At 41.5% G+C, this 20544-nt stretch carries 14 protein-coding genes, 1 tRNA gene and 2 pseudogenes; 14 read left to right on the plus strand and 3 right to left on the minus strand.

The window, feature by feature from the left end:
• Window positions 1-238: 238 nt before the first annotated feature.
• The 10 genes and pseudogenes from AC4CVD_RS06480 (at window position 239) to AC4CVD_RS06525 (ending at window position 12816) form a co-directional block, all read left to right on the plus strand.
• Window positions 239-1258, plus strand: coding sequence for a 2-dehydropantoate 2-reductase (locus AC4CVD_RS06480; RefSeq protein ID WP_490752496.1), 1020 nt, complete (start codon window positions 239-241; stop codon window positions 1256-1258).
• Window positions 1259-1378: 120 nt separating this feature from the next.
• The gene (locus AC4CVD_RS06485) at window positions 1379-2335 is read left to right on the plus strand and encodes an AAA family ATPase (RefSeq protein ID WP_490752498.1); all 957 of its coding nucleotides are present in this window, start codon (window positions 1379-1381) and stop codon (window positions 2333-2335) included.
• A 16-nt stretch (window positions 2336-2351) separates the two neighbouring features.
• Window positions 2352-3251, plus strand: a complete 900-nt coding sequence (locus AC4CVD_RS06490; protein ID WP_490752500.1) for a DUF58 domain-containing protein — start codon at window positions 2352-2354, stop codon at window positions 3249-3251.
• Between the two features lie 10 nt (window positions 3252-3261).
• On the plus strand, window positions 3262-5253 hold the full coding sequence (locus AC4CVD_RS06495; RefSeq protein WP_490752502.1) for a transglutaminase TgpA family protein: 1992 nt from the start codon (window positions 3262-3264) through the stop codon (window positions 5251-5253).
• A gap of 72 nt (window positions 5254-5325) precedes the next feature.
• Window positions 5326-6354, plus strand: coding sequence for an IS701 family transposase (locus tag AC4CVD_RS06500; protein WP_007116247.1), 1029 nt, complete (start codon window positions 5326-5328; stop codon window positions 6352-6354).
• A gap of 198 nt (window positions 6355-6552) precedes the next feature.
• A tRNA-Val gene (locus AC4CVD_RS06505) sits at window positions 6553-6629 on the plus strand.
• 218 nt (window positions 6630-6847) lie between these two features.
• On the plus strand, window positions 6848-7864 hold the full coding sequence (locus AC4CVD_RS06510) for a tyrosine-type recombinase/integrase (RefSeq protein ID WP_490752504.1): 1017 nt from the start codon (window positions 6848-6850) through the stop codon (window positions 7862-7864).
• A gap of 30 nt (window positions 7865-7894) precedes the next feature.
• Window positions 7895-8701: a phospholipase D-like domain-containing protein gene (locus AC4CVD_RS06515; RefSeq protein ID WP_490752506.1), complete on the plus strand. Its 807-nt coding sequence runs from the start codon at window positions 7895-7897 to the stop codon at window positions 8699-8701.
• 1 nt (window position 8702) lies between these two features.
• Window positions 8703-11396 (plus strand): annotated as a pseudogene (locus AC4CVD_RS06520) (efflux RND transporter permease subunit); the annotation flags it as partial.
• Window positions 11397-11417: 21 nt separating this feature from the next.
• Window positions 11418-12816: pseudogene (locus AC4CVD_RS06525) on the plus strand (efflux transporter outer membrane subunit).
• A gap of 146 nt (window positions 12817-12962) precedes the next feature.
• On the opposite strand, the gene AC4CVD_RS06530 reads toward AC4CVD_RS06525, so the two are convergent.
• Window positions 12963-13478 carry a chromate transporter gene (locus tag AC4CVD_RS06530; protein ID WP_490752508.1) on the minus strand — a complete coding sequence of 172 codons (516 nt, stop codon included), beginning with the start codon at window positions 13476-13478 and terminating at the stop codon, window positions 12963-12965.
• Window positions 13475-14050, minus strand: coding sequence for a chromate transporter (locus tag AC4CVD_RS06535; RefSeq protein ID WP_078389673.1), 576 nt, complete (start codon window positions 14048-14050; stop codon window positions 13475-13477). The genes AC4CVD_RS06530 and AC4CVD_RS06535 overlap by 4 nt, the downstream gene beginning before the upstream one ends.
• A 108-nt stretch (window positions 14051-14158) precedes the next feature.
• Between AC4CVD_RS06535 and AC4CVD_RS06540 the strand changes: the two genes are divergently transcribed.
• Complete coding sequence (locus AC4CVD_RS06540) at window positions 14159-15043, plus strand: LysR family transcriptional regulator (RefSeq protein ID WP_078389689.1); 885 nt, start codon at window positions 14159-14161, stop codon at window positions 15041-15043.
• 153 nt (window positions 15044-15196) lie between these two features.
• Window positions 15197-16951, plus strand: a complete 1755-nt coding sequence (locus AC4CVD_RS06545; RefSeq protein WP_490752511.1) for an amidohydrolase — start codon at window positions 15197-15199, stop codon at window positions 16949-16951.
• On the opposite strand, the gene AC4CVD_RS06550 is transcribed toward AC4CVD_RS06545, so the two are convergent.
• Entirely contained in the window at window positions 16942-17577 is a 636-nt protein-coding gene (locus AC4CVD_RS06550) for a TetR/AcrR family transcriptional regulator (protein ID WP_004693547.1), read from the minus strand. The two genes, AC4CVD_RS06545 and AC4CVD_RS06550, sit on opposite strands and share 10 nt — an antisense overlap.
• A gap of 110 nt (window positions 17578-17687) precedes the next feature.
• On the opposite strand from AC4CVD_RS06550, the gene AC4CVD_RS06555 reads away from it, so the two are divergent.
• Together AC4CVD_RS06555 and AC4CVD_RS06560 are read left to right on the plus strand one after the other, a co-directional pair.
• On the plus strand, window positions 17688-18710 hold the full coding sequence (locus AC4CVD_RS06555; RefSeq protein WP_004693545.1) for an HlyD family secretion protein: 1023 nt from the start codon (window positions 17688-17690) through the stop codon (window positions 18708-18710).
• A 17-nt stretch (window positions 18711-18727) separates the two neighbouring features.
• Window positions 18728-20539 carry an ATP-binding cassette domain-containing protein gene (locus AC4CVD_RS06560; RefSeq protein ID WP_490752513.1) on the plus strand — a complete coding sequence of 604 codons (1812 nt, stop codon included), beginning with the start codon at window positions 18728-18730 and terminating at the stop codon, window positions 20537-20539.
• The last annotated feature ends 5 nt before the right edge of the window (window positions 20540-20544 follow it).

The raw sequence follows: 20544 nt of genomic DNA on the forward strand, positions 1-20544 counted from the left end.
GAAAGACGGCACTTCGGTGCCGTTTTTTTTGTGAAAAATTGAGTGAAAATATTCAATTACATGCGGTTGCTCGTGTTAGATTCGACAGTGTACTTTTTGCATGAATCAAGTTGTTACATCACGGCTTAAATCATAACGCAACACGGAGTGTGAGGCATAAAAGGTTCATGTCGTATATTTGACAGCTTTTGATTGTTATAGCTCTTAAAATACTGGAATGTTTGCAAAGGGAAATTGAATGAAAATATATATTTATGGTGCTGGAAGCATTGGGTGTTATTTAGGCGGAAGATTGGTTGCTGCAGGTAATGATGTTACTTTTATCATGCGTCCACGTATTTATGCAGAGCTTTCCCAATTTGGCTTAGTCTTAACTGATTATTTAGGCAAAAAGATCAAACTTGCACCTCATCAACTCAAACTAACGACTGATCCTGCTCAGGTTGTGGATGCCGATGTTATTTTAATTTGTGTGAAATCAGCGGCAACTGAACAAGTTGCACATGAAATCAAAGAATATTTAGGGGCTAAAACACCGCTGATCATCAGTTTTCAAAATGGCTTAAGCAATGTCCCTATTTTAAAAAGAGTTTTGCAAGGGCAGATGATTTTAGAGGGGATGGTTCCTTTTAACGTCGCCACGCAAGAAGCTGGGCATTATCATCAAGGTACCTCTGGTGCATTAAGTGTTAAGCAATATCCAAATCAAAATTTGCTTGAGAATGCATTTCAAAAAGCAGGTTTAGAGATTGTTTCTGAAAAAGACATGCTGGCTGTGCAGTGGGCCAAGCTTTTACTTAATTTAAATAATTCAATCAATGCATTGTCAAAAAAACCACTAAAGGAGCAATTGTCGATTCGTAAATATCGCCAATGTGTGGCAATGGCGCAGCAGGAAGCTTTAGCACTGCTTGATTACGCACAAATTACACCTGCAAAATTAACTGCAGTTCCGACTCATTTGATTCCCAAATTGCTGAGTTTACCCAATCCATTATTTAAATTATTAAGTCGTAAAATGTTGGCGATTGACCCATTGGCTCGGTCGTCTATGCAAGATGATTTAATTGCAGGTCGCCCCACAGAGGTTGACTGGATTAATGGTGAGGTTTTAAAACTCGCAGAGCAATGTGGTAGACAGGCGCCAATCAATGCACGACTCATAGAATTGATTAAGCAAGCAGAGAAATCATCTCCTTCATTTTCAATGAGCGCAGATGCTTTAAAAGATCAGTTGAAATCTGCAGCGAAACAATAGTTTGAGGTGACGTAGGTCATTCATACGCAAATCATTGAAGATTTATAAGGATCGTCTTTGAGTATGTCTGAAAAACCTGTATGTTAAACCTTGATTTATATTTTGATTGGGGAGAATAAGGTGCTTTGGGGAAAAGAAAAAACGGTAGAAACGCAGCAACTTGCCATGCTCGATGAATCACAGTTAAGTGTTTTTTATCCAAAAGTCCAAGAATTCCTCAATCAAGTCAATCAAATCGTTTTAGATAAAAATAAACAAACCCAGTTGGCCTTATGCAGCCTGTTAGCAGGTGGGCATATTTTGTTTGAAGACTTACCCGGTTTAGGCAAAACCACATTGGCCAGTAGCTTGGCACATTTGGCCGGTCTTCAATTTAAACGTATTCAGTTTACCAATGATATGCTGGCAAGCGATGTGATTGGGGTGAATATGTTTAACCAAAAAGAACATCAATTTGAGTTTAAGCAAGGGCCAATTTTTACTCAAATTTTACTCGCAGATGAAATTAACCGCTGTAGTCCGAAAACGCAGAGTGCGCTCTTAGAGGCGATGGAAGAGGGTGTGGTGACAATCGATGCAAGTCGTTATGTACTACCGCAGCCTTTTTGGGTAATTGCAACGCAAAACCCACTTTTTCAAAGTGGAACTTATGCACTACCAGAGTCACAGCTCGACCGTTTTCTTATGCGGCTATCTTTGGGTTATCCATCCCGTCAGGCAGAAAAGGCTTTATTGCAGCAACAGTCCCGTCATGACTTGATTCAGCAGTTGATGACGGTATTTTCAGAGCAAGATATCCTTACCTTACAAACTTTGGTGCCACAGATTTATCTGTCTGAGGAAGTCTTGGATTATATTCTAGATTTGGCGGCTGAGACCCGTAAAGGTCGACATGGTTTATCGACTCGTGGTGTACTGGCTTTGAAGAAAGCAGCTCAAGCCTATGCTTTGGTTAAAGCCCGTGCATTTGTTACACCCGATGATGTACAGGCTGTATTTGTCGCAGTGACCGCGCATCGAATAGGGCTGGGTGAAGCCGAAACTGAGCAGCTCATGAAGCAAGTCAAAGTTCACTGATAGGATAAGCTGACGCATGCTGTGGCAAAACTGGATAAATAAACGCTTTCAATTTAAGGCTGAAAAACAACTGACCCAAAAAGATGTACTGGTGTTTATTTATCAGCAAGGATATTTGTATGTGGTGCTGATTTTAATCACCTTTATTGCTGGGGTGAATTATGCCAATAACTTAATTTTAGCGTTTTGTTTTTTAATCAGTGCCGTGCTGTGTATGAGTTTTTATTTGACCTTTAAACAGCTACATGGGTTAAGTGTTGATCTTGTATTGCCTGAAATAGGGCAGGTTGAGAGTGCATTGCAATTACAAATGCATTTCAAACAACAGCATTCACAGCCTCGATACCTTTGGCTCGCTTATGCTGATCATATAGAACAGTTGTTTATTCAAGATACCCATCAGGTGGTCGATTTTAATTTTTTTCCAAAAGAGCGCGGACAGTTTAGTTTTCCAGAGATTAAAATATATTCGACTTATCCATTTGGCCTCGTTCGTGCATGGAGTTATTTTTTTATCCAAGCACCTGTGTGGATAGCGCCTAAAGCTAAGTCTTTAGCGGCTGAAAATAAACAGCAACAATACAGTTTTGAACCGGACATGGATGAATTTCGAGAATTACGAAATTTTAAAGAGGGCGACTCTTTACAGGCGGTTTCATGGAAACAAGTTGCACAAGGACAAGGTTTATTTATTAAAGTCTTTGAGCAACATCAGGATCAACACAGTTTAGACATTCACTATGCACATATGCCGAGTCCTTCACATGAAGAAAAATTGAGCTTAATGATGGGCTTGGTTGAACAATGTGAGCAGTTACAATACGCTTATGCACTGTATTTACCCCATGCTGAACTAGCCAAAGGGATAGGACGAGAACAATACCTTCAAGCCAAATTACTTTTGGCGCAGGCATAGCGAGCACAGTATGCATTCTTCTATTCGTATTGCCATTGTACTGACACTGAGTTTGATTTGGATCACACAACTAAGTTTTAGTCCTGTGCTATTGAGTGTCATTTTCGCCATTTGTATCGGTTGTCTATGGTATTTCATGAAATCCACGGGCAACCATTTTCCGAAATGGGCAATTTACATTTTGACCCTTGTTGCTCTAGCGGTCACTTTTTGGAGCTATCAAAGCTTTTTAGGGGTGGAAGCGGGCGTAGCCGTTTTAAGCATCTTTCTCTTTGCGAAAGCCTTGGAAACAAAAACGCAGCGTGATGTGATCATTCTGTTTAACTTTGCTTTATTTGTTGCGGCGAGTATGTTTTTACATAGTCAGTCATTTATGACGGCGGTGATGGTTTTACTCTGTTTATTGAGTTGTTTTTTGGGGCTGTATCGAGTGCAAACCCATTCTTTTGCATCTGAAAACTCGAATCGTATGGCATTAAGGCAAGATGCAAAACACGTTATTAAATTTGTAGGTCTTGCACTGCCTTTTTTTGTGCTGCTGTTTATCTTTTTTCCGCGCTTACCTCCACTTTGGCATATTCCAATTCCTGAAAATAAAGCAGTGACAGGCATGAGTGACAGTATGTCACCTGGAGATATTGCGCAATTATCCCAGTCCAGTCATTTGGCTTTTCGTATTATTGGTGATGTCACTCAACTCCCAAATCGTTCAGAGCTTTATTGGCGCGCGATGGTCTTAGATCAATATGATGGGCAAAAGTGGACCAGTAGTTTTATTAATCAACAAAGTATTTCGGATGATACATTAACGCAAATCTCTACATCCAAAAAATGGAACTATCAATATTTGCCTGCTGATGTCGCGATTCCATGGATTATGGCATTGGAATATTCACAACCCTTAGAGCGACGTTATCAGCTACGTCAGGATTGGAGTATTCAGGCTTATCGTCAAGTGCAGCGTGTGGAACCTATTGCATTGCAATGGATGGGAAATGTTCAATTTTCCCAAAGTGAATTATCTAAGATACAACGAAGCATAAACTTAAAAGCACCTGAGCACACGGACTTGAAAGCGCAGCAATTGGCACAGCAGCTGCTTAAGCAAAGTGACGAGAACCCGAAACTTTATATCCAAAAGGTTTTGCAATGGTATCGCAACAATGGCTTTAGCTATACCTTGCAGCCAGACTTGTTGGGGCAGCATCGTATTGACGAGTTTTTGTTTCAATCCAAACAAGGTTTTTGTGAACATTATGCTTCTAGCTTCGCGATGCTAATGCGTTATGCTGGAATTCCAGCGCGTATTGTGGTTGGGTATCAAGGTGGTCAGCCTTCACCAGATGCAAGAAGTTGGGAAGTTCGACAGTTAGATGCGCATGCATGGACGGAAGTCTTTGTGGATGGACGTTGGAACCGCTATGACCCAACAGCGATGATTGCACCGCAGCGTATTGAACAGGGTATGCAAGATTTAATGAGCCAAGATGCCAGTGTTTGGGGTGAGAGTAGTCGATGGAATGTACAGCGCTATTCGGTATTAAACAAAATGCGCATTTGGAGCGACTATGCAAGTTACCAATGGCAAAGTAAGGTGGTTGGTTATAATGCAGAGACTCAACGAGGTTTGCTACAGAAGCTAGGACTCCAATCTAGTTATTCATTGGTATTGCTGATTATGATTAACATCGGTGGATTAGTTTTACTGTACTGGTATGTTATATCTTGGCGTAAACGTGCTCAAACTTCTGAATATGACATTGTCGTTCAGTCTTTTTCTCGAAGCCTAATAGCAGAGCAGCGTAAACAAGATGCCGAAACGGTAAACAAATGGTTGTTGCGTTTAGCTCAAGACGTTAAACCTGAACAGCAAGTTTTATTTAAGCAGGTGGGTGATTATTATCAACAAATGCGTTATTCCAATAGGTTGAATTCAAAAAGCGGTGGTGTTTCAAAAAGTATGCTAGTTAATTCTGTCAATAGAGAAATTGAAAATAAGTAAATTAAATTCACTATATTAGGACTTACGCATTGACGGATTCAAAAAAGTATTAAAATACTTTATAAAGTATCTGTGATCAGACGAATTAAACATGCTTCTACAGCAACTTGTACATTACCCATTTATATGGGCTTTCTCATGACAGAACCGAACTCTATTAGCTGCACACAACTTGCCGAGACTTATAACATCTCGCATGATAGTGTAAATCGCTTTCTAGAACGTGAAGACTACACACCTCACGACCTATATCAAGAAGCAATTCAACATATTGATAATAATAAACTTATAGTCAGTATTGATGATACTGTTTTAGATAAACCCTATAGTCAACATATGGACTTGGTTAGCTATTTTTGGTCAGGCAAACACCACCGATCCGTCAAGGGTATTAATCTCATTACCTTGTATGCGACAGATCAGAATGGTCAAAATATTCCAATTAATTTCCGAATTTATGACAAATCTGAAAGTAAAACCAAGAATGATTACTTTATGGATATGTTAAGTGAAGTACTCAGTTGGGGTGCAAAGATTCAATTTATTACAGGTGATAGTTGGTATTCATCGACTGGAAATCTAAAAACCATAAGAAAATATGGTATTCGATTTATGTTTGGTATCGACTGTAACCGTAAGGTTTCCCCAGAAAAAGGACAATGGTTTCAACTGCGTTTATTGCCAAATTTCCATCAGGGTCAAGTGGTCTGGCTCAAAGATTTTGGCTTTGTACAATTATTTAAGACTCAGTTAAAAGAACAGCAGAGGTTTTATATTGTGCATCAAGATGAAGATGATTTATTGTCCTTTGAGGGTTTTCATGAATTACATTCAAGTCATTGGAAAATAGAGCAATATCACCGGGTGATTAAACAGGTTTGTCATATTGAAAAGTTTCAAGTAAGACGATCTAAACTGATTTTGAATCATATTTTTTCAGCCTTGATGGCCTACGTCGAGATACAAAAGAACCAGTTTGAGCGGATCTTTGAAAATGTATATCGTTGGCAGAAGAAATTATTTAGACCAGTTATCAAAAACTTCATTGATGACTTTATTCTCGATAAAAATCATCTGCTACCACAGAGAATCTATAAATAATAGTGCGTAAGTCCTATATATTTTTAATGCTTTATGAGATTTCAATTGTGGTTAAAATATAATCAGCATACTTTTTGAAACACCACCCAAAAAGCATTCAACAATTTAAACAGATGCTTAAAACTTGTGCATCTGCTTTAAAAAACAAGAAATAGCGCTTGTCATACTTTTTAAAAGTGAATATTATGCTTTTACTTCAGGTGTATAGCTCAGTTGGTTAGAGCGCTACGTTGACATCGTAGAGGTCTCCAGTTCGAGTCTGGATATACCTACCAAGATATATATTGAGTAAAATCAATATTTTAAGGGGGTATTGTAACGATATTTCCCTGTTTTTATTGTCAAATAGGTCAGCTTTGGGTAATCAAAATACCCAAAATTTGCATTAAAAACTGCTTTATATTTCGCTTTCGGGCGCCGTTTTGAGATGGTCGTATGTATCTCAAGATGGATGGCGCCCGTTTTCGGCACCAAATATTGAGAGTTTATTAATATGCAAAAACCTGTCAAACGCGGCAATGCATGGCGCATCCAAGTTAAATACAAGCATCTTCGTGATGCAGCAACAAGAGATACCTCACAAGAATGTATTCAATGGGCGCACAAGCGACTCATGGAGTTACAGCTTGAGTATGAAAAGCAGCTCAAAAATTTAGATAAACCCCAATACACTGTAAAGCAGCTATTTAATATCTATTACGAAAAAATTGGGCAGTTTACCAAAAGTAAAGTCTACATCAAAAATCACATCAAATATTTAGAACGGTATTACGGCAAACTCACCGAATACTCAATTTATGATCTCACTCCAAAGCTAATCACTGAAAATAGAGAAAGACGATTGCAGTATGTGAAAGCAGGGACTATTCATAAGGAAATGAGCCTTGGATCTTCTGTTTTCACATTTGCAGTACGTGAACTATTTTTACTGCCTTCAAATCCATTCAATTTGGTTAAGAAGCCAATTAAACCACCTGCACGAAAGAACCGTATAAGCCAAGATCAAATCAAAATGGTTTTGGTGGGTTTAGATAATTATGAAGAAGGTATGGTGCCGAAAACACCAGCGCACTATGTAGCTTGGAGTTTCTTATTTGCATTGGAAACTGCCATGCGTAAAGGCGAGATATTAGGAATTGAGAACCAACATGTCTTTCCTGATTATGTTCATTTGCCTGATACTAAGAATGGTACCTCACGAGATGTCCCACTAACGACAAAGGCAAGAGCGCTATTAGATCTACTGCCTAAGCGCGAAGGGTTACTGGTCAAACACAACTCCAATTCGTTTAGATTGCTTTGGCAGCGTAATTTAAAGCGTGTCGGACTTGCTGGAGCATTTACGTTCCATGATTCACGTCATGAGGCCATTACATGCTTTGTGAATAAACAAAAATTGCCTGTTGAGATATTAGCTAAATTGACTGGGCATAAAACCATTGGGGTTCTTGTGAACACATACTACAACCCAACGGCTTCTGAGATAGCAAAAATGCTAAATGCTGCTTAAGATATGCCCCATTGAATGGGGCTTTTTATTATGCAAATTTCTGATTTATCATTAAATGAATTAACAACAGTAATTTTGCGTGAATTTTCTTCAGAGAGGAGATCGGGCTCTGATATTGTAAAACTATTTAATTATTTAGGGTTCAGTGATGATTATTGGGAGTTGAATAAAAAAGGGGAATTTGGTAGTAGAAGGGACTTCACAAATAAAAAGCTTGCTGAGATAAATGGAACTTTTAAATTAATTTCCTTGATCGAGATTTTGGTTGATGATCGCCAAACACAAAATCCTGATGAGATTGCATGTGAACTCAATAAAATACTGAAACATGATGGTTTATTGCTTTATAAAACTGAGAATGAAATCTATAAAATTGGTGGAAAATCTACTCAAGAGGATTTACAGCTCAAGCCTGTTTTTGAAAAAATAGAGAAAGAAATAATAGAACATATCAAAACAAGTAAGTATTCCGTATGGGTTGCGGTTGCATGGATTACTTCTAAGCCGATAGCTGAGGCACTTTATAGGCAACATCAAAAAGGGGTTAACATAAGAATTATAGTGAATGATGATAGTTTGACTGAAAGCAAGGGAATACGCTTTGAAAAAGCTGAGATCGAATACTATAAAATCTCACCTAAAAATGGCAATTTCAATAATTTAATGCATCATAAATTTTGTGTTATTGATTTCAAGAAAGTTATTACGGGTTCTTTTAATTGGACTGTGAAAGCATCATTTAATAATGAAAATATAACTGTGATTGAACAAAAAGATCAAGCTGAGAAATATGCGGACGAATTTATAAAGCTCATCAAAGATTTACCAAGAAGATAGAATTTTTTATTTGGCATTGAGTTCAGCGCATTTATCTGCGGGTAAATTATATGAAATTGCCAGCAATCAACTCTAGCCCAATCTTGCGCAGATGACTGGCGTCGGTGAAGTTGAAATTGATGGCGCGTCTATGCCTGCGGTGCGGATTACTTTAAATCCGAATGCACTCATTGCACAGGGCGTTTCATTGGAACAAGTCCGTACTGCAATTGAAAAAAGCAATACAGTACAAGCATTGGGCGTGGTTGAAACCGATCAACTTCGTTGGCAAGTCGCACTGTCGAATGATTTAAAACAAGCGCAAGATTTTGCCAACTTGGTGATTCATCGTAATGCTCAAGCCATCGTTCGTTTAAAAGATGTGGCTGAGGTGCAAGACTCTGTTGAAAACCGCTATGTCAGCGGTTTTCATAATGGTCAACCTGCGGTGATTATCAAAATCAGCCGTCAACCCAATGCCAATACCGTGGCGACCATTGATCAAATCAAAGAAAAACTGCCTGAATTAAAATCACTGATTCCCGCAGACGCACAATTGACTACAGTGATGGATGGTTCTGAAATCATTCGCGCAGGTTTAGCGGAAGCCCGTGATACGTTGTTATTTTCCATGCTGTTGTTCATTATTGTCGTTGCTTTGATGTTAGGGCATATTCAAAGTGCTCTTGTGCCGGGTATTGCCATGTTGGTGACTTTGGTCGGGGCGTGTAGTTTGGTGTATTTGGCAGGCTTTTCGCTCAACAACCTCTCCATTATGGCGGTGATTGTCGCTATTGGCTTGGTGGTGGATGATGCGATTGTGGTGCTGGAAAACATTAAGCGTCATATTGAGCAGGGAGACTCTCCTGTACAGGCTGCTATTAAAGGGATTCAGGATGTAGGGCTGACTTTAGTGGCCATGAATTTGGCTTTGGTGGTGATTTTCATTTCAGTGCTGTTTATGGGCGGTGTGATTGAGCGGCTTTTCCGCGAGTTTTCACTGACCTTAGTTTTTACCGTGGTGTTATCCGTTTTTGTTTCCTTGGTGTTGACACCAAGCTTATCTGCACGCTGTTTAAAACCGCTAGAGAGCGACCAACAACAGCCTTTATATCAATTTAGCCATCGTTGCATGCAGCAGTTCAATCATGCTTATTTAACATCTTTAAAATGGATGCTAGCACATGGCTATGTTGTGATTTTGTTTTGGTTAGGTGCGATTGGGGCTTCATTCTATGTTTATCAGCACCTCCCTAAACGGGTATTGCCTGAGCAGGATACAGGACGGGTTGAGGCTTTTGTTCGTGGTGATGACGGGTTTTCCTTTCAAATTATGCAACCCAAAATTGCAGCCTTTAGCCAAAGCTTGCTGAGTGATCCTGCTGTAAAAGATGTGGTTGGAACTTCAGGCGGAGCAGGTGGAACCACAAATTCCTTTTTCATGGTGAGTTTAAAACCCAAATCGGAACGTGAGGGGCAAAGTTCACATGCCATTGTCGAGCGTATGAAAAAAAATGCGCCGTGGCAGGCTGGGGCAATTTTCTCAGCACGTGTGGAACAAGAATTAGAACTGGATGATCCTTTTTCAAGTGGCAGTGGTCAAGATTATATGCTGTTACTACAGTCAGACGAGGTTGCACAGCTACGCCAATGGGTACCGAAAGTCGCGCAGGCCATGCAAAAACTACCTGAACTTGAGGAAGTGGAAACCATGGGGGATGAAGGCGCGCAGCATGTCACCCTAGATGTAGACCGTGAAGCAGCACGTCGTTTGGGCGTTGATATTGAAAGCATTTCGAGTGTGCTGAACAACTCATTTTCACAGCGCCAGATTTCAACCATTTATGATCAAATCCAACAGTTTCATGTGGTCATGGAAGTAGATAAGCACTTCACGGAACATCCTGAATCCTTAGCCAATGTACAAGTTCCTAATAAAGATGGACAAACTGTGCCGCTACGTAACTTTGCGACATGGTCTTATGGAATTACCAATGATCGAGTGTATAGACGTAATCAATATGCCGCGATGGGTATTGGTTATGTCGTGAAACAGGGCTATAGCTATGAACAGGCCGATACCGCGATCCGATCTGTTTTAACTGAAGTAATGTTGCCAAACAACGTTTTTATGACCACGGATAAAGATGTAGAAGCAGAAAGTTTACAAGCGGGCTTAAGTACACCGTTACTGATTCTTGCGGTGATTGTATTGATTTATATCGTGCTTGGGGTGACCTATGAAAGTGTGGTTCATCCGTTAACGATTTTATCGACCATACCCGCTGTGGCTTTGGGTGCACTGCTGAACTTATGGATATTTAACTTTGAGTTTACCCTGATTGCATTGTTGGGCATGTTTTTACTTATTGGTATCGTGGTGAAAAATACCATTTTATTGATTGATTTTACTTTATATGAACGGCGGGTAGGAAAGTCGGCATATCAAGCTGTGTTGTCTGCTGCGGCTCTACGTTTTCGTCCGATTTTAATGACCAATACCGCAGCGTTATTGGGTGCAATTCCGCTGGCTTGTAGTTGGGGTGAAGGGGCAGAGTTACGTCAGCCTTTGGGTGTGGTCATTGTGGGCGGCTTAGCGCTTGGGCAGCTCTTAACTTTGTACACAACGCCTGTTTTGTATTTGCTCTTTGAAAAATGGGCTGAATCTTGTTCAAGATTTAAACGTAAATTTGTGCTGCAAAGCTTAGGCAAATAGATAAAGAAATAGGAAAATAGAATGTCAGGTTTGGTTTATAAAAATGTCTTCAGCCTAAGTTGTGTGTTGTTGTTGACTGCATGTAGTTCTACGGCGGTCGTACGCCCTCCCGAATATAAAACACCGCTGATTCAAGCGGATGAGCAATATAAATATGCTGCGCTCAATTGGACAGAAACAGCAGGCTTAAAAGGAGCGACAGTCGCATGGTGGAATATTTATGAAGACCCCGTTTTAAGCCAACTGCTGCAACAGTTAAATGCAGAAAACTTAAATTTGAAACAGGCCGAGGCACGTTATAGACAAGCCAATGCTTTACTTGAGCAGCAAAAAGCCAGTCGTTCTGTCAGTCTAAGCTTAGAAGGTGCTGCCAAGCGTAATGGCGCAAAGCATACATCTCCAAACAGTCAGTTTAGCACAGGGGTTCAGGCCAGCTGGATTCCCGATGTCTGGGGACGTGTGGCGAAAGCCATAGAGGGACAACAGGAAAATTTAGAAGCGGTGCAGGCGGACTTAGCCGCAGTGAAACTGAATCAACAGTTATTGGCGACTGAGGCTTATTGGAGCATTCGTGTTTTGGATGCGCAACTTGATGTACTGCAGCAAACCCAAAAAAGTTACCTACGTTCGGTGCAAATTTTAAAAAACCAATATACAGCAGGGATGATTGCGCGGGCAGATGTGATACAGGCAGAAACACAGTTGAAACAAGTGCAAATACAGCAGATCGAAACGCAGCGTGAACGCAATTTACAGGAAAATGTGCTGGCGGTCTTGCAGGGTAAAAGTGTGGTTCAGTTTCAACTGGTGAAACGTCAGCAAGGTCTGAGTATTCCTACTGTTCCTGCACAGTTACCCAGTCGCTTACTCATGCAACGTCCTGATGTGATTCGTGCAGAGCGGGAGCTTGCGAGTACACATGCACAGTTAGGTTTAGCACAAACGGCATGGTTGCCAGATATCAATATTGGTCTTAATGCGAGTTTAAATAGCCAAGTGTTAGGTCAGCTGTTCCAAGCCCCCTGCATATTTATGGTCTACTGGATTAGAAGCGGCTTCGGTTATTTTTGATGGTGGAAAACGTCAAGCTGAAGTTGCTCAAGCACAGGCAAGTTATGATGAAAAATTAGCAGCCTATAAGCAAGCCGTACTTACGGGCTGGAAGGAAGTCGATGATGCCTTAATGCAAACTTCAAGTTTGAAACAACAACAACTGGAGCAAGCTCAGTTACTGCAACTGACTAAAGAAAATGAACACGTGGTGATGCGACGTTATAACGCGGGTTTGGTCAGTTATTTGGAAGTGGTCACAGCGCAGAGTTTAAGGCTACAAGCTGAACAGAGCACATTAGAGTTACAACAAATGCAATTAAAAAATACAGCGCAATTAATGACTGCTTTGGGTGGAAATATTTCCTAACTCCTACTTTTTTCTCATGTCTATTGACTCAAACGGCAAAGCCTTAGCTTTTTTGTTTTCAGATGCAAGGCTTATACTATGTATTTGAAAGTAGCGGTGGAACAGAAAGTATGTGTTATTGAACATGAACTTTTATGACATACCGTTTATAAAAACAGTGCGCCTGATATTGCTCCAAAGAGCATTACCCACAGTGGATGAATTTTTTTCACTAAGCTTAACCCCGTCGCAACGATAACGATCGCGATAAGTAACCAGTTCTGAGCAGATGCTGCGGCAATAATATATGCACTAACCAAAACCAAGCCGACAGTAATTGGTTTCAGTGCTTTTTCAAACATGCTGCGTAGTGGATGATCCTTAAACTGATTCCAAAACTTGAGTGCAAATACAGTCAGTACAGAAGAGGGCCCAAACTTTGCCAATGAAGTCACGAACAGTCCAGCAGGTCCAGCCACATGCCAGCCGACTAAAGGTACAATCATCATATTGGGGCCCGGTGCCGCTTGCGCCATGGCAAACATGGTGCTGAACTCTGTGGCAGTAAGCCAACGATGCACTTCAACCAATTGATGTTGCATTTCAGGCAAAATGGCATTGCCGCCACCAAAGGCCAGTATAGAAAGCTGGGTAAAAACGATGGCTAGAGTGAGTAAAATCATGCGTTTTTTCCTCTTTTGTTCAAGCTTAAGACTGCGACATTGATGCTGACTAAGATCAGTAACGTTAATGCCAATGGAATCTTAATAATCAGCATAAAGACGATGGTCAGCGCGATAGTAAAGATCGTGAGGTAACTTTTCAGAATGGGTTTCAACATTTTTAACCCCATCGCAAACAGTAAACCTGCCGCTGCCGCTGCTAGACCCTGTATCATGTGCTGAATCACGGCGATACTTTGAAATTGGCTATAGAGCTGATACAGCAAAATCACAATCACCGTCGGTGCAAAAATCAACCCGAGAACTGCACTAATCGCACCTTTAACCCCCTGAAACTCATAACCAATTGCAACGGCCATATTAATGATGTTTCCTCCAGGGAGGATTTGACAGACACCCAATAAGTGCGTGAACTCTTCCGTGTTGAGCCATTTTTGCTCTTCTACAACCATTTGGTGTGCAAGTGGCAGTACGCCACCAAAGCCCATGAGTCCCAGCTTCATAAAGCCTGCAAATAGTTCCCGTGAAGTCGGGTGGGTTATTTGTTCAGCAGGGAGCACTTCAGTGTTCATGTCTTTCGCCTTTTGTGGAATATGCCCAGTATGAACCTGTAGAGATATATTGAAAAATGCTATTTTTGACGTTATATATACTGAAAAAGTATGTTTGATGGGGCAGACATGATTGATATCCATAAACTCAGAGCATTTGTTGCAGTGGTAGAAGAAAGTAATATTTCGCATGCTGCTGTTCGTTTGAATATGCAACAACCACCGTTGACACGGATTATCAAAAGCTTGGAAGAAGAGCTGAATGCTCAGCTGTTAAAGCGTTTGCCGCGTGGTGTTGAGGTAACAGAAGCAGGTAAGGTTTTGTACAAAGAAGCCCTTGCGATATTGGCGCATGCGCAGTTGATTCCTAAACGTGTGCAGGATATTTCTTTGGGGGTCGAAGGTCAGATTAATATTGGCTTTACCAACTCGGTTGGCTTACATCCATTTTTACCGGCCTTGCTGCGTAACTTTCGGGAAACTTTTCCACGTGTTTCAATTCATCTGGAAGAAGATGGCAGTAGCTCGCTGATAGACTCCATTAGTAATGAAAAAAATGACATTGTGTTCTTACGTAAACCTGCACCCATTGGCCTTGGTTTAACCAGTCTACATGTATTAGATGAACCACTCATTGTGGCTTTACCCAACAATCATCCTTTGGCTGAACAAGCTGAACCGATTCATTTACTAGATCTTGAACCGCATGATTTTGTGTTATATCGACGTTTAGCGGGGCAAGATTTATTCGATAATATTTTGGCCAGTTGTTACCAAGCTGGATTTAGTCCCAAAATTGTACAAGAAGCGCCACGTTTAACCTCAAGCTTAAACTTGATTGCTGCGGGGATTGGTTTATCCATCGTGCCTGAGGCCATTCGTGACTTTTGGAATAAGCAGATTGTTTATAAAACGCTTAAGGCCAATAACCCATGTATTGCGCCGATTTATGCAGTGTATAAAGAAAATATAGACAATGTCCGTTTGCAACACATCTTAAAGTTATTGCAATAATCTGTTGAATATTGAGCACCTTATTCTGCCTGACAAGAGCCGGCTTAAAGTGCTAAGGTAGAGTGATAATGTGTTGTATTTAAAGTTTTATACCTATAACGAATGCTCGTATGGAGCAAAATATAATATTGAACAATATGAGGTGTTTAACCCATGCTTTTTAATAAAGTTTCTTTTGTGCTTACGGCGCTACTTTCTTCCTCTGTGGTACTGATGAGTGGTTGTACAACCAGCCCGTCTAGCAGCGTTGCAAATACACAACAACAGACGCAAAATGCCTTATTGGTCTATGGTGGCCCCATTTTAACCATGCAAGGCATGCAGCCCAGCTATGTCGATGCCATGTTAATTCAAGACGGAAAGATTCGTTATACAGGTACATTGTCTGAGGCTGAAAAGCTTGCGCCACAGGCTAAACGTTTGAACTTGAATAACAAGACCGTCATCCCAGGCATCATCGATGCCCATAGCCATTTAAACTCTGTCGGTATGCAGCAAACTGTGGCAAATTTATATCCGCCGCCAGATGGCAAGGTGGTGAGTATTGCCACACTTATCCAAGAAATGAAGGCGTGGGCGAAGCAAAATCCAACCTTTGTCCAAGCGACTTCTGGCTGGATTATTGGCAATGGTTATGATGATGCCCAGCTACAAGAGAAAGCTCATCCGACAGCCACAGATTTAGATCAGATTTCAACGACTCAACCGGTACTGATTTTGCATCAGTCAGGGCATTTGGCCTCTGTAAATCATAAAGCGTTAGAGTTGTTAGGCATTAATGAAAAAAGTAGTAACCCTAGTGGTGGGGTGATTCGACGCCTAGTGGGGACAAATATTCCAAATGGTGTACTGGAAGAAAGTGTTGTGATTGAGGCCATGTTACAGGCTTTTAAAACGGTTCCACCTGAAATGATGCAGCAGATGGCGTTGACTGCGGTACAGACCTATATGAAAAATGGTTATACCACGGTACAAGAAGGACGAGCTGATCGTGGTACTTCAGAACTTTGGCGCAGTTTGGCTAATCAAAACAAATTAGCCATCGATGTCGTCTCTTATCCTGATATCAGTTCAGAACAGGCGTATATGCTCGAAAAAGGAGTAAGCAAAAACTATCTCAATCACTTTAGAATTGGTGGCGTGAAAATTAGCTTAGATGGTTCACCCCAAGGTAAAACAGCATGGTTAACTGAACCCTATGTGGTTCCGCCTGAAGGGAAAGATAGGAACTATCGTGGCTATCCTGCATTTCCAGAGCAAAAAACAGTCCAGCACATGATTGATTTGGCTTTCAGGCAGCATTGGCCCATTTTGGCACATGCCAATGGTGATGCCGCGATTGATCAATACCTCAATGTGATTGCCAATGCGCAAAAGAAATATGATGCCTCACAGCGACGAGATGTGATTATTCATGCACAAACCATGCGAGAGGATCAACTGGATCGGGCGAAACAGCTTCACTTGATTCCCTCATTTTTTTCTTTGCATACCTACTACTGGGGCGACTGGCATGTGGCACAAACCTTAGGTGAAAAGCGTGCTGAACACATCTCACCAACAGGTTCGGCCTTAAGAAAAGGCATGATTTTCACTGAGCATCATGATGCTCCTGTTATCCCACCGAAAAGCATGATGGTGTTGGATGCAACGGTTAATCGCACCACACGAACAGGCAAAGTTTTGGGTGAGACACAAAAAGTCAGCCCGTATATCGCACTTAAAACGATGACGGACTGGGCTGCATATCAGTATTTTGAAGAAGATATTAAAGGCACTTTAAGTACAGGTAAATACGGTGACTTTGTTATTTTAAGTGCCAATCCAATCACCACTGAACCATCTAAAATCAAAGACATCAAAGTTCTTGCAACCTATAAGCAAGGACAGTTGGTTTATCAAAGATAAAGTTGTTTAGCGGCTTGTAAACCTGCGACTGAAAAGGTCATGAGATGTTTAACCAAAAGTGCAGGTTCAAGCTTGGAGACATTTTTAAGTGGGCTTGGACCATTTGCATCTGCCAAAATCAGCATCATACAAGGCGCGACTGTGCTGAGTACACAAGGCAAAAGTGCAGGGTGATTTTCATCAATGCCTGAAACTTGGCTAATAATTTTTTTGACCAAAAGAAACTTTCGCGCACCATCATTTTGCATAAACGTGTATAGGTGGGTGGTCGGTGAAAAAAGTTCACGAACAAACACCTTGCTATGCCAGACATCGGTTTCAACCAGCTTACCGATCAGGCTTTCAAAAAAAGCTTCCAGTTTTTCAGTAGGCGTTTTAGAGCTGTTAAGCAAGGTCAAGAGTTCTTGTTCATCAATATAATGCGTATGTGCTTCGGCAAGTACGGCACGATATAAGCCATCACGACCATCGAAGTGATAGTTAATGGCAGCCAAATCGACTTCGGCCAGCTTGGCAATGGCTTTACTCGTGGTTTTTGCAAAACCATCCTGAGCAATTAGGCGGCCAGCAGCATCCAAAATTTTCGATTTGGTTAAATCACCATCGCTACGTCCAGCTCTAGACATTATTTACTCTGCATCAAAATTTAGACTTGAAGTATATCTTTCTTAATTGAATTGTTATAGTTTAAATTAAATTTAAACTTGTATTAAAACTAAGCGAAGGTTTGGTGTACATGAACAAAAGTAAGTTCATACTGCTGGTTGGGGTATTGCTGATTGCTGTAGCGGCTGCATTTTTGTGGTTCAGTCGAGACAAAGCCGATCCCGATCATCTGGTGCTATATGGCAATGTCGATATTCGACAAGTCTCGCTGGCATTTGAAACGGCTGGACGTATTCAAAGCTTGGCTGTTCAAGAAGGTGATCGCGTTCAAAAAGGTCAGGTTCTTGCCGAACTGAATACCGACTCGCTGACTATACAAGCACAGCAAGCCCAAGCACAGTTACAAGTTCAACAGCAAACCTTAAATGAACAAGCTGCGGGCAATCGACCTGAAGAGATTACCCAAGCGAAAGCGAAAGTACAGTCTGCCCAAGCCCAATTTGAAAATGCCGATAAACAATACCAGCGTTTAAATGTCTTAAATCGGAGTACTGCGGGTCAAGCGGTGAGTAAGCAAGAGGTTGATGCTGCAAAAAGCAATATGAAAATGGCGGAAGCGGCTGTAGGTGAAACCAAAGCCAACCTAGAGCTACTTTTGAAAGGTGCGCGCACAGAAGATCGTGAAGCGGCTAAAGCACAATATGAATCGACCAAGGCCAATCTTGATTTGATTGATTACCAAATTACTCAAAGTAAGCTGCTGGCACCTGTTAATGGCGTAATTCGTGCACGTTTACAAGAAGTCGGCGACATGACGACTTCAAACAAGTCCGTCTATACCATTGCTCTGATCCACCCTAAATGGGTGCGTGTTTATGCCAGTGAAATGGATCTTGGATATATCAACATGGGCGCAGCAGCACAAGTCATTCGTGACTCACAACCGAATCAGCCCATCACAGGAAAAATTGGTTATATCTCATCTGTGGCAGAATTTACCCCGAAAACGGTACAGACCGAAGATATTCGCACGACTTTGGTGTATGAAGTCCGAATTTATGTCGATGACCCGAATGACCAGTTGAAGATGGGACAACCTGTGACAGTGAACATAGCCAAATCATCGCGTCCAACTGCCACGAACAATCCTTAAGGAATGGGAGTAAGTCGATGTCAGTAGAGAGCATTGTAATTGCCACGGATTTAAACAAAACCTTTAAAACAGAACAAAAAGGTTTGGATGATGTGCAGGCTTTGCAAGGCATAAATATGCAGATCAAGGCAGGACAACTAACGGCTTTGGTTGGGCCTGATGGTGCAGGTAAAACCACATTTTTAAGATTGATCGCAGGTTTATATGAGCCAACCACTGGAAGCTTAAAAGTCTTAGGAATGGATGTCGCCAAAGATCCACAATCTGTGCAAGATCGTATCAGCTACATGCCGCAAAAGTTTGGTTTGTATGAAGACCTCAGCATTCAAGAAAATTTAGACTTGTATGCGGATTTGCATGGCGTGCCAATGGACGTTCGCAAGGAGCGTTTTGCACGTTTGCTCAAGATTACCGACTTGGCGCGCTTTACTGAACGTCCCGCAGGAAAACTCTCTGGAGGCATGAAGCAGAAGTTAGGTTTGGCCTGCACTTTAGTCCGTTCACCTGAACTATTGCTGTTGGATGAGCCAAGTGTCGGTGTCGATCCACTCTCACGCCGTGATTTGTGGATCATCATTGAACAGTTGGTGAGGGAGGAGAACTTAAGTGTCATCCTCAGTACTGCGTATATGGATGAAGCTGAACGCTGTCATCAGGTTTATGTCATGTTGGATGGGCAAGTCTTAAAGCAAGGTACACCCGATGAACTGACGGCTCAGGCACAGGGACAAACATGGCAAGTAAAACCCAGTCCCAACATGAAGGCACGGGTATTACAAGCACATTTACTCGATAATCAATATTATATTGCCGATGCAGTTCCCAAAGGAGATGTAGTGCGTTTTATTACTCGAACTGAAAGCCCATCACTCCCAGCAGATCTTTTGCCCAAAGGCGTTGTTGCAGAACCGAGAGCAGCAGATCTAGAAGATGCATTTATGTTGCTTTTACATGAGGCGAAACATATTCAAAAAACGGTATTGGCACAGGAAAATTTAGCTTTAGACCCTTCAATAACTTTGATAGAAAACTCTGATCCACCACAAGTGAAAACAGAGCAGAATGTAAAACAGCAGCTCGAAAAACCTGTGATTGTGGTGAAGGATTTGGTACGCACTTTTGGCGACTTTACCGCCGTAGCTAGTACCTCGTTTGATGTATCTCGAGGCGAAATTTTTGGTTTACTTGGCCCCAATGGTGCAGGTAAGACCACGACGTTTCGTATGCTTTGTGGTTTGCTGCCCGCCAGCAGTGGTGTGTTGGAAGTGGCAGGCATGAATTTGCGCACAGCTCGTGCACAGGCAAGGGCAAAAATTGGTTATGTATCGCAGAAGTTTGCCCTGTATGGCAGTTTGAGCGTACTGGATAATCTAAAGTTTTTTGGTGGGGCGTATGGCTTATCAGGCAAACAGTTAAAGCAGCAAATTGATAAAGCATTGCTCCAATTTGAACTTAAGCCACATGCTAAAAGTGGTGATCTACCAAATGGTTTTAAACAACGTTTGTCGATGGCAGCAGCACTGTTACATCAGCCTGAAATTATATTTTTGGATGAACCGACCAGTGGTATTGACCCTTTAGCAAGGCGTTCTTTTTGGTACACCATTGGAGAGTTGGCGAACCAAGGCATGACCATAATTGTGACCACACACTTTATGGAAGAAGCTGAATATTGTGATCGGATTGCGATTCAAGATGCAGGGAAATTGTTGGCGATTGGCACACCTCAACAGATTCGTGGGATGGCACAGTTAGAGGGTGTAAACGATATGAATAGCGCTTTTATTGCCATCGTTGAACAGTCCCGTGCAGACATGCAGGCCCACTGAGGAGC

This window comes from Acinetobacter sp. LipI_23, assembly GCF_058243045.1.

Coding starts and splice junctions, on each gene's coding strand:
- AC4CVD_RS06515 (WP_490752506.1), top strand. CDS start 7,895: ATGCAAATTTCTGATTTATCATTAAATGAATTAACAACAGTAATTTTG.
- AC4CVD_RS06540 (WP_078389689.1), top strand. CDS start 14,159: ATGATTGATATCCATAAACTCAGAGCATTTGTTGCAGTGGTAGAAGAA.
- AC4CVD_RS06480 (WP_490752496.1), top strand. CDS start 239: ATGAAAATATATATTTATGGTGCTGGAAGCATTGGGTGTTATTTAGGC.
- AC4CVD_RS06535 (WP_078389673.1), bottom strand. CDS start 14,050: ATGAACACTGAAGTGCTCCCTGCTGAACAAATAACCCACCCGACTTCA.
- AC4CVD_RS06560 (WP_490752513.1), top strand. CDS start 18,728: ATGTCAGTAGAGAGCATTGTAATTGCCACGGATTTAAACAAAACCTTT.
- AC4CVD_RS06510 (WP_490752504.1), top strand. CDS start 6,848: ATGCAAAAACCTGTCAAACGCGGCAATGCATGGCGCATCCAAGTTAAA.
- AC4CVD_RS06495 (WP_490752502.1), top strand. CDS start 3,262: ATGCATTCTTCTATTCGTATTGCCATTGTACTGACACTGAGTTTGATT.
- AC4CVD_RS06550 (WP_004693547.1), bottom strand. CDS start 17,577: ATGTCTAGAGCTGGACGTAGCGATGGTGATTTAACCAAATCGAAAATT.
- AC4CVD_RS06555 (WP_004693545.1), top strand. CDS start 17,688: ATGAACAAAAGTAAGTTCATACTGCTGGTTGGGGTATTGCTGATTGCT.
- AC4CVD_RS06490 (WP_490752500.1), top strand. CDS start 2,352: ATGCTGTGGCAAAACTGGATAAATAAACGCTTTCAATTTAAGGCTGAA.
- AC4CVD_RS06545 (WP_490752511.1), top strand. CDS start 15,197: ATGCTTTTTAATAAAGTTTCTTTTGTGCTTACGGCGCTACTTTCTTCC.
- AC4CVD_RS06530 (WP_490752508.1), bottom strand. CDS start 13,478: ATGATTTTACTCACTCTAGCCATCGTTTTTACCCAGCTTTCTATACTG.